Below are 13,844 nucleotides of genomic sequence, written 5' to 3' on the forward strand. Positions count from 1 at the left end.
GCTAGACCGGCGCGACGTCGATGGCCCCCGCACAGACGCTCACCTTCGGATTCACGAATGTGAACGCGGCCCCGGTGGTCTGACGCGACGTGAACTCGACGTGACCGGCGCCCGGGTTCGTCGACAAGCCCGCTCTCGGGAGCGGATTGTTCTGGTCGAAGGTCGACGAACCACTCTGGCCGGTCGTGGTGTTGTGCCAGTCCACAGTGGTGGACACCGCATAGTCCACCGAGAACGGGGGCTGGAACGGGGAGACCTCGATCGCTCGATTGTCGGACATCCCGTTCACGAACAGAATCGGGTGGTTCGGCCCGCCACCCTCGGAGCCGTGCCCGGTGAACACATCGAGCACGTACGTGAAACCCGGCATCCAAGGAAACGGGTTCTCGCTCCCACACGTCACGGTCGTCGAACGGAAGTCGTACGCGGACGCCGTACCGGTGTTCACGACCACACCGAAACCGACCGTCGCCGTCGCCACCAGAACGGAAGCCGCCACACGCTTCGAGCATCTCATCGGGAGTCCTCTCCAAGATCACCGGGCGGCATCGCCCACGAACATGTCATCGAGCAAACCCGGAGGTCCGTTACGCGAGGAAACGACCCAGCTCTCGAGCCGCGGGGAGCTCGGAAACGACGAACGGGACGCCCCATCATTGGGGACGTCCCGTATGTCGGTGTGACTTCTACTTCGAGGCGATCGCCTTCTGGAGGTTGATGTCCAGTGCGCCGAGGAACTCCTCGGTGGTGAGGTACCCCTGGTCGCCGCCGACCAGCATCGCGAGGTCCTTGGTCATCTGACCACCCTCGACCGTCTTGATGACGACGTCCTCGAGCTCCTGTGCGAAGCCGATGACGTCGGGGGTGTTGTCCAACTTGCCGCGGTGCTCGAGCCCACGCGTCCACGCGAAGATCGAGGCGATGGGGTTGGTGGACGTGGGCTTGCCCTGCTGGTGCTGACGGTAGTGACGCGTGACGGTGCCGTGTGCGGCCTCCGCCTCACAGGTCTGTCCGTCGGGGGTCATCAGCACGGACGTCATGAGGCCCAACGATCCGAAGCCCTGCGCGACCGTGTCCGACTGGACGTCACCGTCGTAGTTCTTGCACGCCCAGACGTAACCGCCCTCCCACTTGAGAGCCGACGCGACCATGTCGTCGATGAGACGGTGCTCGTAGGTGAGCCCGGCAGCGTCGAATTCCGACTTGAACTCGGTCTCGTAGACGTGCTGGAAGATGTCCTTGAACGCGCCGTCGTAGGCCTTGAGGATCGTGTTCTTGGTGGACAGGTACACCGGGTAGTTCTGCTGCAGGCCGTAGTTGAGCGAAGCCCGAGCGAAGTCCTCGATGGACTTGGTGAAGTTGTACTGCCCCTGCACGACGCCGCCGCCGTCGGGGAAGTTCACCAGTTCGTGCTCGATCGGCTCGCTGCCGTCCTCGGGGGTGTAGGTGATCATCACCTTGCCGGGGCCGGGCACCTTGAAGTCGGTGGCGCGGTACTGGTCGCCGAATGCGTGACGGCCGATGATGATCGGCTTCGTCCAGCCGGGAACCAGTCGCGGAACGTTGGAGATGATGATCGGTGCGCGGAAGATCGTGCCACCGAGAATGTTGCGGATCGTCCCGTTCGGGGACCGCCACATCTTCTTGAGACCGAACTCCTCGACACGCGCCTCGTCCGGGGTGATGGTTGCGCACTTGACGCCCACACCGTGCTTCTTGATCGCGTTCGCGGCGTCGACGGTGACCTGGTCATCGGTCTGATCGCGGTACTCGACGCCGAGGTCGTAGTACTCGAGATCGACGTCGAGGTACGGATGGATCAGCTTGTCTTTGATGAACTGCCAGATAATGCGCGTCATCTCATCGCCGTCGAGTTCGACGACGGTGCCCTCAACCTTGATTTTGGACATGGGTGCTTCGCGTCCTCCTAGGAAGTTTCCCTGGTTACACGGTTGCGGGCTCACTTTGTGAGTGGTCCGCGAACGGTTCGCTTATCAAACCTAGACGTTCTGAGCCGCTCTCGGGAGATCGAACCCAAACAAGACAAGCGTACTGCTACAACCGTCCGGCGCAACCGGCGGGCCGACGAACTTCTGATTACCGACGGGTAACTATTGCCTGATAGGACCCCTGATCGGTGCCACTTCGGGAAGATCGACCCCAGCCGCTAAGATCGGCGTGAGGTACTACACGGAGGTTGCACATGCGTTGTTGTTGTCGTAGGTGAGAGCGAACCGGTCGCAGGCACTGGTACTCACCGACTGCCGGCCCCATCACGCCATACCTACACGGAGGCAACCATGACCGAGAGCAACAACACCGAGGACCCCACGGCGAACTGGTCGTTCGAGACCAAGCAGATCCACGCCGGACAGACCTCGGACGCCACCACCAAGGCCCGTGCCCTGCCGATCTACCAGACCACCAGCTACACCTTCGACAGTACCGACCACGCCGCGGCGCTGTTCGGCCTCGCCGAGCCCGGCAACATCTACACCCGCATCATGAACCCCACCCAGGACGCGGTCGAACAACGCATCGCCGCCCTCGAAGGTGGAGTCGCCGCACTGCTCGTCGCCTCCGGCCAGGCCGCAGAAACCCTCGCGATCCTCAACCTCGCCGAAGCCGGCGATCACATCGTCTCGAGCCCGTACCTGTACGGCGGCACCTACAACCTCTTCCACTACACGCTCCCCAAGCTCGGTATCGAGGTCTCGTTCGTCGACGACCCCGACGACCTCGAGCAGTGGCGCAGCGCCGTCCGCGACAACACCAAGGCGTTCTTCGCGGAAACCATCTCCAACCCCAAGAACGACGTCCTCGACATCAAGGGAATCTCCGGCGTCGCGCACGATTCCGGCCTGCCTTTGCTCGTGGACAACACGGTTGCCACGCCCTACCTGATCCGGCCGTTCGAACACGGGGCGGACATCGTCGTCCACTCCGCCACCAAGTACCTCGGTGGCCACGGCACGTCCATCGCCGGTGTGATCGTCGACAGCGGCACCTTCGACTGGACCCAGGGCCGCCACCCGGGCTTCACCACGGCCGACCCCAGCTACCACGGCGTCGTCTACGCCGACCTCGGCGCGCCGGCCTACGCCCTCAAGGCCCGCGTTCAACTGCTGCGCGACCTCGGCCCCGCCGTCTCCCCGTTCAACGCGTTCCTCATCGCACAGGGCATCGAAACCTTGAGCCTGCGCATGCAGCGCCACGTGGAGAACGCTCAGAAGGTCGCCGAGTTCCTCGAAGGCCGCAGCGATGTGACGTCCGTCGGATACGCGGGACTCCCCTCCTCCCCCTGGTACGAACGCGGACGCGAGGTCGCCCCGCGCGGCACCGGCGCCATCGTCACGTTCGAAGTTGCCGGCGGACTCGAAGCCGGCAAGAAGTTCGTGAACGCACTCACACTGCACAGCCACGTCGCCAACATCGGCGACGTCCGCTCGCTCGTGATCCACCCCGCGTCCACTACACATTCCCAGCTCTCTCCCGAAGAACAGCTCGGTGCAGGCGTCACCCCCGGACTCGTCCGCCTCGCCGTGGGAATCGAAGGCATCGACGACATCCTCGCCGACGTGCAGGCCGGACTGAAGGCAGCAGCATCTTGACCACGAGCCCAGTGACTTCACTCCTGCTGCCGGACGGCCGACTGAGCTATGTCGACATCGGCCCGCTCGAACTCGAGAGCGGCGCGCGGCTGCCGTCGGTCACCCTCGCGGTGCAGAAGTGGGGCGAGCTCTCGCCCAACCGTGACAACGTCGTGCTGATCGAGCACGCACTCACGGGCGATTCGCACGTATCCGGCGAGATCGACGAAGAGCATCCGTCACCGGGCTGGTGGAACGGCATGGTCGGACCGGGCTCACCTCTCGATACCGACGAGTGGTGCATCGTGGCCACCAATGTCATCGGCGGATGCCAGGGAAGCACCGGCCCTTCTTCGATCGCGGAAGACGGCAAGCCGTGGGGAAGCCGATTCCCCGAGATCTCCATCCGCGATCAGATCGAGGCCGAACGCAAGCTCGCCGACATCCTGGGCATCGAGAAGCTGGCCTCGGTGATCGGCGGATCGATGGGCGGAATGCGCACCCTGGAGTGGGCCATCAGCTACCCCGACCGGATAGCCTCCGCTCTGGTTCTCGCTGTCGGCGCCCGCGCCACCGCGGATCAGATCGGCACCCAGACCACGCAGATCGCGGCCATCAAGGGCGATCCGGACTGGCAGGGTGGCGACTACCACGGCACGGGCCGTATCCCGCGTCACGGACTGGGAATCGCGCGGCGCATCGCACACCTGACATACCGCACCGAGATCGAGCTCGACTCGCGCTTCGGCATCTCGCCGCAGGCCGACGAGGACCCGTGGAACGGCGGGCGCTACGCGGTGCAGAGCTACCTCGAGCATCAGGCGGACAAGCTGGTGGCCCGGTTCGATCCGGCCACGTACATCCTGCTCAGCGAAGCCATGAACCGGCACGATGTGGGACGCGGACGGGGTGGCATCGCCGCGGCTCTCGCCACCATCACGGCGCCCGTCGTCGTGGGTGGCGTCGACTCGGACCGTCTGTACCCCCTTCGGCTCCAGGAAGAACTGGCCGAGGGCATCCCCACGTGCGACGGCCTGCGCATCCTCGAGTCGAGGGACGGCCACGACGGCTTCCTCACCGAAGCGGACGCGGTGTCGAAGTTGCTCGTCGAGACGATGGACCTGGCCCGAGCCGGCCGCTAGGCGCCGGTGAGCGGTCAGCGAGTCCAGAGACTCGCTGACCGCTCACAGGGTCAGTCGGTTCCGAGCGGATCGATCGACACCGCCAGAATCACGATCGTGGCTCCGACGGCCAACAGCGCGCCGACGTCGAACGGCTTGCTACGCACGACGAGAAGCCCCGCGCGATCGTCGCTGAGCACCAGTCTCAGGACCGCGGCCAGCAAGGTTGCGACGCCGAACACGAACGCGCCACGTCGCCACCTGTCCGCCAATACGAAGACGATGGCGATCAGAATGACGACGGCGACAGCCACCATCGGAAGGTTCTTCTTCGCGAAGCGCGCCCAATCGGCCATGTCAGATCGATGCAGCCATACGTTCGGCCCGCTCGACGACGTTGGCGAGCAGGAAGGCCCGCGTGAGTGGTCCGACGCCACCCGGATTCGGTGACAGGAACCCTGCCACCTCGTCGACACCGGGCGCGATATCCCCGCGGAGTCCGTCATTGGTGCGGCTGACACCCACGTCGAGGACTGCCGCACCGGGCTTGACCATGTCTGCGGTCACCAGGCCGGGGACACCGGCGGCAGCGATCACGATGTCGGCGCGGCTCACTTCTGCAGCGAGGTCACGGGTTCCGGTGTGGCACAGCGTGACCGTGGCGTTCTCGCTGCGACGGGTGAACAGCAACCCGATCGGCCTGCCGACGGTGATACCGCGTCCGATCACGACGACATGCGCACCCGCGATGGGCACCTCGTAGCGGCGCAACAGGTGCAGGATGCCGCGCGGCGTGCATGGCAGCGGCGCTTCCTTGCCGAGGACCAGACGGCCCAGGTTCACAGGGTGCAGGCCGTCTGCGTCCTTGTCCGGGTCGATGCGCTCGAGTGCGGCGTTCTCGTCGAGCTGCTTCGGCACCGGCAGCTGCACGATGTATCCGGTGCATTCGGGGTTCGCATTGAGCTCGTCGATCGTGGCGTCGAGGGTTTCCTGCGTGGTGTCCGCCGGAAGATCCCGGCGAAGAGACGTGATGCCGACCTTCGCGCAGTCGTTGTGCTTACCGCGCACGTACACGGCCGACCCGGGGTCGTCGCCGACCAGCACGGTGCCCAGGCCAGGGGTGATGCCCTTGGCCTTCAGCGCACTCACCCGCACCTTCAGGTCTTCGAAGATCTCGTCGCGGGTCGCTTTGCCATCGAGGATCGTTGCAGTCACCGCGCCATTGTTTCAGGTCGCGCCCCGCTTCGTCAGCTGCCCTCCACCGTGAGTCTATGGGCGGTGGCGTAGGCGACGGCCTGGGTGAGCTCGATCTTCGTATTGTTCAATGAAGCGGCCGTCCACACACCGGCGTCGACGTGCGCGCCGCGCAGGTCCGCGCCGTCCAGTTTGGCGCCTCCCATGCGGGCACCGAACAGGTCGACGGACCGCAGCGAGCACTCGCGCAGATCGGTGCGAACCAGGTTGGCCTCCCGAAAGCGACAGTCCGTGAAGTCGAGACCACGCAGGTCCGCGCCGCCGAGCGAGGTGAGGGTGAAGTCGCACTCGTCGATGTACATGGGGCGCAGCCTCGAGTTCTCGAACGTCGAGCCGAGGAAGCTGCAGTTTCGGAATTCACTGTGCCACAGCGTCGTCCGAGTGAATTTGCAGGATCGAAAAGCAGTAGCGACGTGCCGCGACTCGCCGAGGTCGGCGCCCGTGAAGTCGCAATCGGTGAACACCACGTTCTGGGTGTGCAAGCCCGACAGATCCGCATCGCGAAAAGTGCAGTTGGTGAAGTGCCGCCCAGTCCACTTCTGCCCGGGCAGACGAGCGTCTCCGTAGTCTTCGCCGATGATCTCGTCGTCAGAACTCATCTACCCATGATGCGTGACGATGAGGTCGGCCGCCCTCTCGCCCACCACGAGACTCGGTGCGTGAGTGTGCCCACGAACGAGAGTCGGCATCACCGATGCGTCGGCGACGCGCAACCCCTCGACACCGCGAACCTTCAGTTCCGGAGTGACGACGCTCGCTGCGTCGTTCCCCATCCGGCAGGTACCGGTCGGGTGGTACAGCGTGTGCGAGTAGTCGGACAGCGCGGCTTCGAAGGTCTCCTCCAGCGACCGATTCGACGCGGGCGGCTGCAGGAAAGCGCCCAACTTCGCCTTCAACGACGGTGCGGTGGCAATCCGATGGGTGATCCGCAAACCCTCCAACATGGCCGCGCGATCAGCGCCGTTGTCGTCGGAAAGATAGCGCGGATCGATCGTCGGCTTGGCCGTGGGATCCGCAGACGACAGTGCGATCGTGCCTCGGCTCTGTGGACGGAGCAGGATCGGCCCCATCGCGACTCCCTCCCCGACCGGATCACCCAAGCCCTCGTTGTAGAAGGGCGCCGGAGCGAAAATCAACTCCAGATCCGGCAGGTCCAGTTCGGGGTTGCTGCGCACGAAGCCGTACGCCTCGCCGACGTTCGACGTCAGCATGCCCTTGTGTCGGACCAGGTAGTTCAGGAGCTGAGCCGGCTTCTGCGCGGTGAACAGTGAACCCGACTCCACGCTGTAGCCCAGCGGACACACGAGGTGATCGGCGAGGTTACGGCCGACCTCCGGCGCATCGTGCACGACCGTAATTCCGTGCCGGGCCAGCTGATCCGCGCTGCCGATACCCGAGAGCATCAGCAGTTGAGGTGAATTGATCGCGCCGCCACACAACACGACCTCCTGCTTCGCCGTGACCGTGTGGAGCCGGCCGTCCTTGCGATACTCCACTCCGACTGCACGGTTTCCCTCGAAGATCACACGCGTGGCGTGCGCCTCGGTGATCACGTTCAAGTTCGTTCGCTTGCGGGCCGGTGCGAGGTAGGCGTCCGCGGCACTCCAGCGCGAGCCACCCTTCTGAGTCACTCGGGTCTCGGTGAAGCCTTCCGGCGCGGGCAGGTTGGCCCGTTCACGTACGAATCCGGCCTCTTCGACGGCAGAGAGAAAGTCGGAGGTCAGCCGCCGGGGGCTGCGCTGGCGGGACACGTGCTGCGGGCCGTCGGACTCACCATCGGACTCGTCCGGGGTCTCGATACGTCGGAAGATGTCCGCGACGTTCCGGTAGGACCAATCGTCGTTCGTCAGGCTCGCCCACTCGTCGTAGTCGGCGGCGAAGCCGCGCACCCACATCATCGCGTTCATCGAGGACGACCCGCCGAGCATCTTGCCGCGCGGCCAGTAGATCTCACGGTTGCCGAGCTGCGGCTGCGGCGTCGTCGAGTAGTTCCAATCGCGTTCGCTTCGAAACAACTGCGCGAATCCGGCTGGAATGTGGACGAACTTGTCGTTGTCCCGGAGACCTGCCTCCAAGACCACGACCTGGTTCGACGACCGGGCACTGAGCCTGTTCGCGAGGACGGATCCAGCGGAACCGGCGCCCACGACGATGTAGTCGGCTACGGACGGAAGTGCATTCATACGGACAGCCCCACGTTTCGAGTCGTGTATTCCTGTCAAAGTACAAGCGCCACCGACATCCGTGGTGAATACGCGCGAGACGTATGCTCGTGCACGTGTTCAAGATTGTGTTCCACGAGCCTCAGATCCCGCCCAACACGGGTAATGCCATTCGGATGGTGGCGGGGACCGGATGCGAATTGCACCTGGTTCAACCGCTGGGCTTCGAGCTGAGCGAACCCAAACTCAAGCGGGCCGGGCTCGACTACCACGACCTTGCCTCCGTGTTCGTGCACGCGGATCTCGACGCTGCCTGGGCAGCGATAGCACCCACCCGCGTGTTCGCGTTCACCGCTCACGCGACCACCTCCTACGCCGATATCACCTATCGACGCGACGACGTGCTGTTGTTCGGCCCAGAGCCCACCGGACTTTCGGAAGAAACTCTGGCAGACCCGCACATCACCGAACAGTTGCGCATTCCGATGCTGCCCGGGCGCAGGTCGTTGAATCTGTCCAACGCGGCGGCGGTGGCTGCGTACGAGGCGTGGCGCCAGTTCTCCTTCGACGGATCCGTTTAGCGGCTTGCCGAAAGCGCGATGTCCAGAAAGTCCCGCGCAGCGCCGCGCAACCCGCGGTCCGGGTCCCACACGGCAGTGAGGGTGCGGGGCAGGTCCAGGCCGTCGACGCGGACGGAGGCGAGCCGCCCGTCCGTCAGATCGGCTGCGACGGCCAGCGAGGACACGACCGCAGGCGCATTACCCGCGACGACGGCCGCCTTGACCGCTGTGCACGATGTCAGTTCGAGCAGCGGGTCCACACATTGCGGCAGTGCGTTTTCGAGAGTGGTCCGCGTTCCGGAACCCGATTCCCGCTGAATCAGAGGGGTCTGGGTGAACTCGCCGATGGTGATGGGGGCCCGCGTCGCCCACTCGTGATCGGGCGGCACGATCACGACGAGGTGGTCACGCGCCACTTCTCGAGTCTGCAGGCGGGCAGGAATGTCGGGACCCTCCACGAAACCGAGGTCCGCGCCGCCCGACAGCACCGTCGCGGACACCTCGGTGGAGTTCAACAACTTCACCGACGTCGAGACGTCCGGGTACTTCCTGCGCATCGCCACGGTCCAGCCCGGAACGAGGTATTCGGCGATCGTCATGCTGGCGGCGACGGTCAGGCCGGCTTCTCGCTCCCCCCGTAGCGCGGCGACACCCGAGGCGAGTTCGTCCGCCGTCTCCAGGATCAGGCTGGCCCATTCGAGAATCAGGGCCCCTTCCCTGGTCGGACGCACGCCGCCGGAACCCCGATCGAACACCTTGATCCCGAGCAGACGTTCGGAAGAACGAACCCGAGCGCTCACCGCCTGTTGACTGAGGCCGTGTTCACGCCCGGCAGCACCCATGCTCCCCAACCGCTCGACCGACAGCAGTACGTCGAGCGCGCCGAGTTCGGGGACGCGTGGAGAAATTGGCACAACCACAGGCTATCGCCACAAGCCGAGTTTGTGGCGAGCCAATCGCGAGCCGTCTACCGGCGTGTCGCAGCAGTTGCGAGACTGACTTTCATGACTCCGAATTGGTTCGCGGCAGTGATGGGCACCGGCATCGTGTCGGTCCTCGCGGCAGCCATGCCTCAGCACGTCACGGCCGCACCTGTCGTTGCGACGACGTTCGCGATACTGGCATCGATTCTGCTGTCGGCGCTGACGACGGCCCTCGCAGCGAAGTGGATCCGGGATCCGGGTGCGGCCTCCGCAGATGCGCGGAGTCCACAGATGTTTCCCTTCTACGGAGCCGTCTCGATGGCCTTCGTGACGGTCGCGTCGGCGATGCACCATCACGCACCGCCAGCCACCACGGTCGTCCTGTGGAGTATCGGCACCGCACTCGGACTCGTCACCTACGTCGTGATGGTCACGAGGCTGCGTGGTGAATATCCGACAGCACCGACGCCCGTGTGGCTGATGCCTCTCGTACCGCCGATGGTCTCCGCGACCGGCGGCGCCGGCATCGCCCAGCACGTCCCGGCCGGCGCCCCGCACGTGGCGATTCTCGTCGCGAGTTACGGAATGTTCGCTCTCGCACTCGCAGGCGCCGTTCCGGTCATGCTGATGGTGGCTCGGCACGTACTGCGCACCGGACTCCCGGAAGTACCGGCCACTCCGACATTCTGGATTCCCCTGGGTGTGATCGGTCAATCCATCGCCGCCACGAACCTTCTGGGCGACGCCAGCGAAAACGTCTGGCTGCACGACTTCGGCGTCGTGTACGGATGCGTGATCGGGGCACTGGGAGTGGTGGCACTCGGCGCAGTCGTGGCGGTCACCGCGGGCGCCTTCGGCAAGGGACTGCGCTTCAACCCCGGTTGGTGGAGCTTCACCTTCCCGCTCGGCGCCTGCGCATTGGGCGCGAACAGCCTCGGGATTGCAACGGGATGGACTGCACTGCGCATGGTTGCGCTGATCATGCTGTGCTCGCTGATCGTGATCTGGGCGGCGGTTGCGCGTGGCAGCGTTCGCCACCTGCTCGCTACAACGAATCTATTGCAGCCTGCAAGAGCCTCGTAGCGTCCGCCACCACGGGATCCAAGCCCGGATCCTCCGTGACAGCAGACATGACCTCGGGATTCATGGCCTCGACGATCACACCGCCACCGTCCGCCCGGACCACCACGTTGCACGGCAACAGCAACCCGATCTGACGGTCGACGCCCACGGCCCGGTGGGCAAGGTGCGGATTGCACGCCCCGAGGATCAGGTACGGCTCCATGTCCTCACCGATCTTCGCCTTCAGCGTCGCTTGCATGTCGATCTCGGTGAGGACTCCGAACCCGTTGTCCTGCAAAGCGGCGCGCGTCTTTTCGACGGCGTCGCCGAAAGGTACATCCAAGCGTGTGGTGATTCCGAGATTCATGACTAACCTCTTTCGACAGCCCTCCCGGAGTGCAGCCAGGCATCGGTTCCGCCGGCCACCGAGACGGCATTGATTCCTCGTGCATTCAAGAACTGGGCGGCCTGCAAACTACGGCCGCCCACCGCGCAGATCAGATACAGGGTCTCGACGTCCGGCAGCTCGTCCATCCGGGCCACGAACTCACTCAGCGGCAACAGCGTCGCGCCGGGCACGCGAACCTGTGCGAACTCGTCGGCCTCACGCACGTCGACCACGGGCGCGCCCGCAGCCATCGCTTCGTCCAGTGCGTTCACGTCAACTTCGATCATCGTCGGTTCTGCCCATCTGTTCTTGCCTCGTGCTTACGTTCCTTTGCCCCGCGTCGCAGACGGTACGCGCCGTAGACGAGCAGCGCGATGACGGCGACGAACAGCAGCCACGGAAGGATTGCGCCGATTGCCACGACGATCCCGGCGAGGAACGACAACAGTGCATTCCAACCCGACACGATGCCGTCCCAGAAGCTCTTGGAACCCCCGCTGCCAGCGGTGCCCGTCGTGACATCGATGTCGACTGTGGCGAGGTCCACCTGATCGCTCAGATAGCGCTTCTGCGCGGTGAGGCTGTCGAGTTCACCCTGACGGTCGGACAATGCTGTCTCGGCCTCGATGAGGTCCGCCGTGCTCGATGCGTCGGAAATCAGAGCACGCAGTCGTTCGACGGTGGTCCTGAGTGCACGGATACGTGCGTCGACATCCTGCACCTGCATCGTCACGTCGTTCTTCGTGACACTGACTTCGGTGACATCCCCGAACTCGTGCAGTTCGTCGAGTGTCCTCGTGAGCTCGGCGGCGGGCACTCGCACGCTCAGCGAGCTGCTGGGCTCCTGATCGTCGGTCCGCGGCTGTTCGGTGATGTCGTCGACTCGGCCACCTTCGGATTCGATCTTGGTGACGATCTGCTGCCCGATGTCGACCGGGTCATCGGCTGTGATGCTCACGCGGCCGGTGACGATTTCCTGACGCTGCGGGGATGCCTGGTCCGAAGCCCCCGGAGCCGAAAGACCCTGGCGTTGGAAGCCGCCACCGGACTCCGCGGACACCCCAGGGGCGGCCGGTGCGGACTGATCGTCCGACAGCCCACCGTCGTTGCCTGCGCAGCCGGTGAGGACGAGGCCCACCAGGGCCGCGGCGGTCAGAACTCTTGCGCGCCGTACGTATCTCGCCATTGCAGCACCATATACGTACGGCTGCGCGAGTTCAGACCTCGACCATGAGGCGCTCTTCGGCGGCCGCCCGGCGCTTCTTTTCGGACGGAATTGCGGTGACGATCGCGGCGGCGACCAGTGCCACGCCGCAGCCGATCAGGAGGCCGGTACGGAAGCCCGCCTCGGTCGGCAGCGAGTGGCCACCCACGTCGACACTCATCTGCGCGAGCACCACACCCACGACCGCAGCCGACACCGAGGTACCGACGGAACGCATGAGCGCGTTGACGCTGTTGGCGGAGGCGGTCTCCGACTGTGGCACCGAACCCATGATCAACGCGGGCATAGCGCCGTATGCGAACCCGACACCGGTGCTGCAGATGCAGGTGACGACGAGCAGTCCCCACGTCGAGCCGAGGAGGAATATCGACGAGCCGTAACCGAGCGCGATCACGAGGCAGCCGACCAACAGGGTGACCCGCGGTCCACGTGCGGAGGAAAGCTTGCCGCCGATCGGCGAGACCAGCATCATCATCAGTCCGCCGGGCGCCATCCACAGGCCCATGGCCAGCATCGACTGGCCGAGTCCGTATCCGGTCTCCGAGGGCAACTGCATCAACTGCGGGATGATCAACGACTGCGCGTACATGCCGAATCCGACGACAACCGAGGCCAGGTTGGTCAGGAGGACGGGACGGCGCGCGGTCACCCGAAGATCGACGAGCGGTTCGGACAGACTCAGTTCCCACTTCGCCCAGACGAGCAGAACGACGACAGCGAGGGCGAACAGGCCGAGCGTGGTGGTGCTCCCCCAGCCCCAGTCGCCACCCTTGGAGACCGCGACCAACAAGCTCACCAGTGCAATGCCGAGACCGATGGCGCCGACGACATCGAATCGCCCGACTTCACCGTGGGGCGGAACCTCCGGGATCACGAACCACAGCAGAACGAAGATCACCGCGCTGAGCACGGCGACGCCCCAGAACAGAATGCGCCAGTTCGTGTTCTCCGCGACCGCGGCGGCAACGGGAAGCCCGAGTGCGCCACCGATTCCCATCGATGCGCTCATCATCGCGACGGAGGAGTGCATACGGTCGGGCGGGAGCAGGTCACGCATGACGCTGATGCCCAATGGAATGAGACCGACACCGAGACCCTGCAGGGCACGGCCGGCGACCATCGGTAGCAGTGAAGATGCCATTGCGCAGGTGATCGAGCCGATGACGAGCGGAACCGTGCAGATCAGCAACATTCGACGCTTGCCGTACATGTCACCGAGACGGCCGGTGACCGGTGTGGCGACTGCGCCGGCGAGAAGGGTCGCCGTGATCACCCAGGATGCGTTCGACGAGGACGTGTCGAGAATCTTGGGTAGGTCACCGATGAGCGGCACGACCAGGGTCTGCATCAGTGCAGCGACGATGCCGGTGAAGGCGAGCACCCCCACCAGCGCACCGGGCCGGACCTCGGGCCGGACAGTCTCGGTTCGGACAGAACTGTCCACGCGGATCTCCTTCTCGATATTGGGGCAACACCCCCGACGTTCTATGTGCACGGTACACACAATGTGCATGATGCACATAACGTGATCTCTGTAGATAGAACTTTTCCGGCATATC

The 13,844-nt window shown here is 64.8% G+C and carries 15 protein-coding genes; 4 read left to right on the forward strand and 11 right to left on the reverse strand.

Features of this window, described 5'->3' with window-relative positions; translation table 11 throughout:
• Position 1: 1 nt before the first annotated feature.
• Positions 2–517: a hypothetical protein gene (locus tag ACZI8R_RS06710; RefSeq protein WP_463378818.1), complete on the reverse strand. Its 516-nt coding sequence runs from the start codon at positions 515–517 to the stop codon at positions 2–4.
• 169 nt (positions 518–686) lie between these two features.
• Positions 687–1,910, reverse strand: a complete 1,224-nt coding sequence (locus tag ACZI8R_RS06715; protein WP_463378819.1) for an NADP-dependent isocitrate dehydrogenase — start codon at positions 1,908–1,910, stop codon at positions 687–689.
• A gap of 390 nt (positions 1,911–2,300) precedes the next feature.
• Between ACZI8R_RS06715 and ACZI8R_RS06720 the strand changes: the two genes are divergently transcribed.
• Both ACZI8R_RS06720 and metX read left to right on the forward strand, forming a co-directional pair.
• On the forward strand, positions 2,301–3,611 hold the full coding sequence (locus ACZI8R_RS06720) for a bifunctional o-acetylhomoserine/o-acetylserine sulfhydrylase (RefSeq protein ID WP_463378820.1): 1,311 nt from the start codon (positions 2,301–2,303) through the stop codon (positions 3,609–3,611).
• 26 nt (positions 3,612–3,637) lie between these two features.
• Positions 3,638–4,732: a homoserine O-acetyltransferase MetX gene (gene metX / locus ACZI8R_RS06725; RefSeq protein WP_463379272.1), complete on the forward strand. Its 1,095-nt coding sequence runs from the start codon at positions 3,638–3,640 to the stop codon at positions 4,730–4,732.
• A 50-nt stretch (positions 4,733–4,782) separates the two neighbouring features.
• Here metX and ACZI8R_RS06730 read toward each other — a convergent pair whose 3' ends face one another.
• Genes ACZI8R_RS06730 through ACZI8R_RS06745 form a run of 4 tightly spaced genes read right to left on the reverse strand, consistent with a single transcriptional unit; the run spans position 4,783 to position 8,148 of the window.
• Positions 4,783–5,067, reverse strand: coding sequence for a DUF3017 domain-containing protein (locus ACZI8R_RS06730; RefSeq protein WP_463378821.1), 285 nt, complete (start codon positions 5,065–5,067; stop codon positions 4,783–4,785).
• A 1-nt stretch (position 5,068) separates the two neighbouring features.
• Positions 5,069–5,926 carry a bifunctional methylenetetrahydrofolate dehydrogenase/methenyltetrahydrofolate cyclohydrolase gene (locus ACZI8R_RS06735; protein ID WP_463378822.1) on the reverse strand — a complete coding sequence of 286 codons (858 nt, stop codon included), beginning with the start codon at positions 5,924–5,926 and terminating at the stop codon, positions 5,069–5,071.
• A gap of 32 nt (positions 5,927–5,958) precedes the next feature.
• Positions 5,959–6,564: a pentapeptide repeat-containing protein gene (locus ACZI8R_RS06740; RefSeq protein WP_463378823.1), complete on the reverse strand. Its 606-nt coding sequence runs from the start codon at positions 6,562–6,564 to the stop codon at positions 5,959–5,961.
• The gene (locus ACZI8R_RS06745; RefSeq protein ID WP_463378824.1) at positions 6,565–8,148 is read right to left on the reverse strand and encodes a GMC family oxidoreductase; all 1,584 of its coding nucleotides are present in this window, start codon (positions 8,146–8,148) and stop codon (positions 6,565–6,567) included.
• Between the two features lie 95 nt (positions 8,149–8,243).
• Between ACZI8R_RS06745 and ACZI8R_RS06750 the strand changes: the two genes are divergently transcribed.
• Positions 8,244–8,708 carry a tRNA (cytidine(34)-2'-O)-methyltransferase gene (locus ACZI8R_RS06750; protein WP_463378825.1) on the forward strand — a complete coding sequence of 155 codons (465 nt, stop codon included), beginning with the start codon at positions 8,244–8,246 and terminating at the stop codon, positions 8,706–8,708.
• On the opposite strand, the gene ACZI8R_RS06755 is transcribed toward ACZI8R_RS06750, so the two are convergent.
• Positions 8,705–9,601, reverse strand: a complete 897-nt coding sequence (locus tag ACZI8R_RS06755; RefSeq protein WP_463378826.1) for a LysR family transcriptional regulator — start codon at positions 9,599–9,601, stop codon at positions 8,705–8,707. The two genes, ACZI8R_RS06750 and ACZI8R_RS06755, sit on opposite strands and share 4 nt — an antisense overlap.
• Before the next feature lie 90 nt (positions 9,602–9,691).
• Between ACZI8R_RS06755 and ACZI8R_RS06760 the strand changes: the two genes are divergently transcribed.
• Positions 9,692–10,693 (forward strand): TDT family transporter, encoded by a 1,002-nt coding sequence (locus ACZI8R_RS06760; protein WP_463378827.1) that lies wholly within the window; start codon positions 9,692–9,694, stop codon positions 10,691–10,693.
• Here ACZI8R_RS06760 and ACZI8R_RS06765 read toward each other — a convergent pair.
• Genes ACZI8R_RS06765 through ACZI8R_RS06780 form a run of 4 tightly spaced genes read right to left on the reverse strand, consistent with a single transcriptional unit; the run spans position 10,656 to position 13,798 of the window.
• Entirely contained in the window at positions 10,656–11,039 is a 384-nt protein-coding gene (locus ACZI8R_RS06765) for a DUF302 domain-containing protein (RefSeq protein WP_463378828.1), read from the reverse strand. The genes ACZI8R_RS06760 and ACZI8R_RS06765 overlap by 38 nt on opposite strands.
• A 2-nt stretch (positions 11,040–11,041) precedes the next feature.
• Positions 11,042–11,347 (reverse strand): rhodanese-like domain-containing protein, encoded by a 306-nt coding sequence (locus ACZI8R_RS06770; protein ID WP_463378829.1) that lies wholly within the window; start codon positions 11,345–11,347, stop codon positions 11,042–11,044.
• Positions 11,344–12,246: a DUF4349 domain-containing protein gene (locus ACZI8R_RS06775; RefSeq protein ID WP_463378830.1), complete on the reverse strand. Its 903-nt coding sequence runs from the start codon at positions 12,244–12,246 to the stop codon at positions 11,344–11,346. The genes ACZI8R_RS06770 and ACZI8R_RS06775 overlap by 4 nt, the downstream gene beginning before the upstream one ends.
• Positions 12,247–12,277: 31 nt before the next feature.
• The gene (locus ACZI8R_RS06780) at positions 12,278–13,798 is read right to left on the reverse strand and encodes an MFS transporter (RefSeq protein WP_463378831.1); all 1,521 of its coding nucleotides are present in this window, start codon (positions 13,796–13,798) and stop codon (positions 12,278–12,280) included.
• Between the last annotated feature and the right edge of the window lie 46 nt (positions 13,799–13,844).

Source organism: Rhodococcus huquni, from assembly GCF_055231055.1.

Coding starts and splice junctions, on each gene's coding strand:
- ACZI8R_RS06730 (WP_463378821.1), bottom strand. CDS start 5,067: ATGGCCGATTGGGCGCGCTTCGCGAAGAAGAACCTTCCGATGGTGGCT.
- ACZI8R_RS06745 (WP_463378824.1), bottom strand. CDS start 8,148: ATGAATGCACTTCCGTCCGTAGCCGACTACATCGTCGTGGGCGCCGGT.
- ACZI8R_RS06710 (WP_463378818.1), bottom strand. CDS start 517: ATGAGATGCTCGAAGCGTGTGGCGGCTTCCGTTCTGGTGGCGACGGCG.
- ACZI8R_RS06740 (WP_463378823.1), bottom strand. CDS start 6,564: ATGAGTTCTGACGACGAGATCATCGGCGAAGACTACGGAGACGCTCGT.
- ACZI8R_RS06780 (WP_463378831.1), bottom strand. CDS start 13,798: ATGCACATTGTGTGTACCGTGCACATAGAACGTCGGGGGTGTTGCCCC.
- ACZI8R_RS06720 (WP_463378820.1), top strand. CDS start 2,301: ATGACCGAGAGCAACAACACCGAGGACCCCACGGCGAACTGGTCGTTC.
- ACZI8R_RS06760 (WP_463378827.1), top strand. CDS start 9,692: ATGACTCCGAATTGGTTCGCGGCAGTGATGGGCACCGGCATCGTGTCG.
- ACZI8R_RS06770 (WP_463378829.1), bottom strand. CDS start 11,347: ATGATCGAAGTTGACGTGAACGCACTGGACGAAGCGATGGCTGCGGGC.
- ACZI8R_RS06715 (WP_463378819.1), bottom strand. CDS start 1,910: ATGTCCAAAATCAAGGTTGAGGGCACCGTCGTCGAACTCGACGGCGAT.
- ACZI8R_RS06775 (WP_463378830.1), bottom strand. CDS start 12,246: ATGGCGAGATACGTACGGCGCGCAAGAGTTCTGACCGCCGCGGCCCTG.
- ACZI8R_RS06765 (WP_463378828.1), bottom strand. CDS start 11,039: ATGAATCTCGGAATCACCACACGCTTGGATGTACCTTTCGGCGACGCC.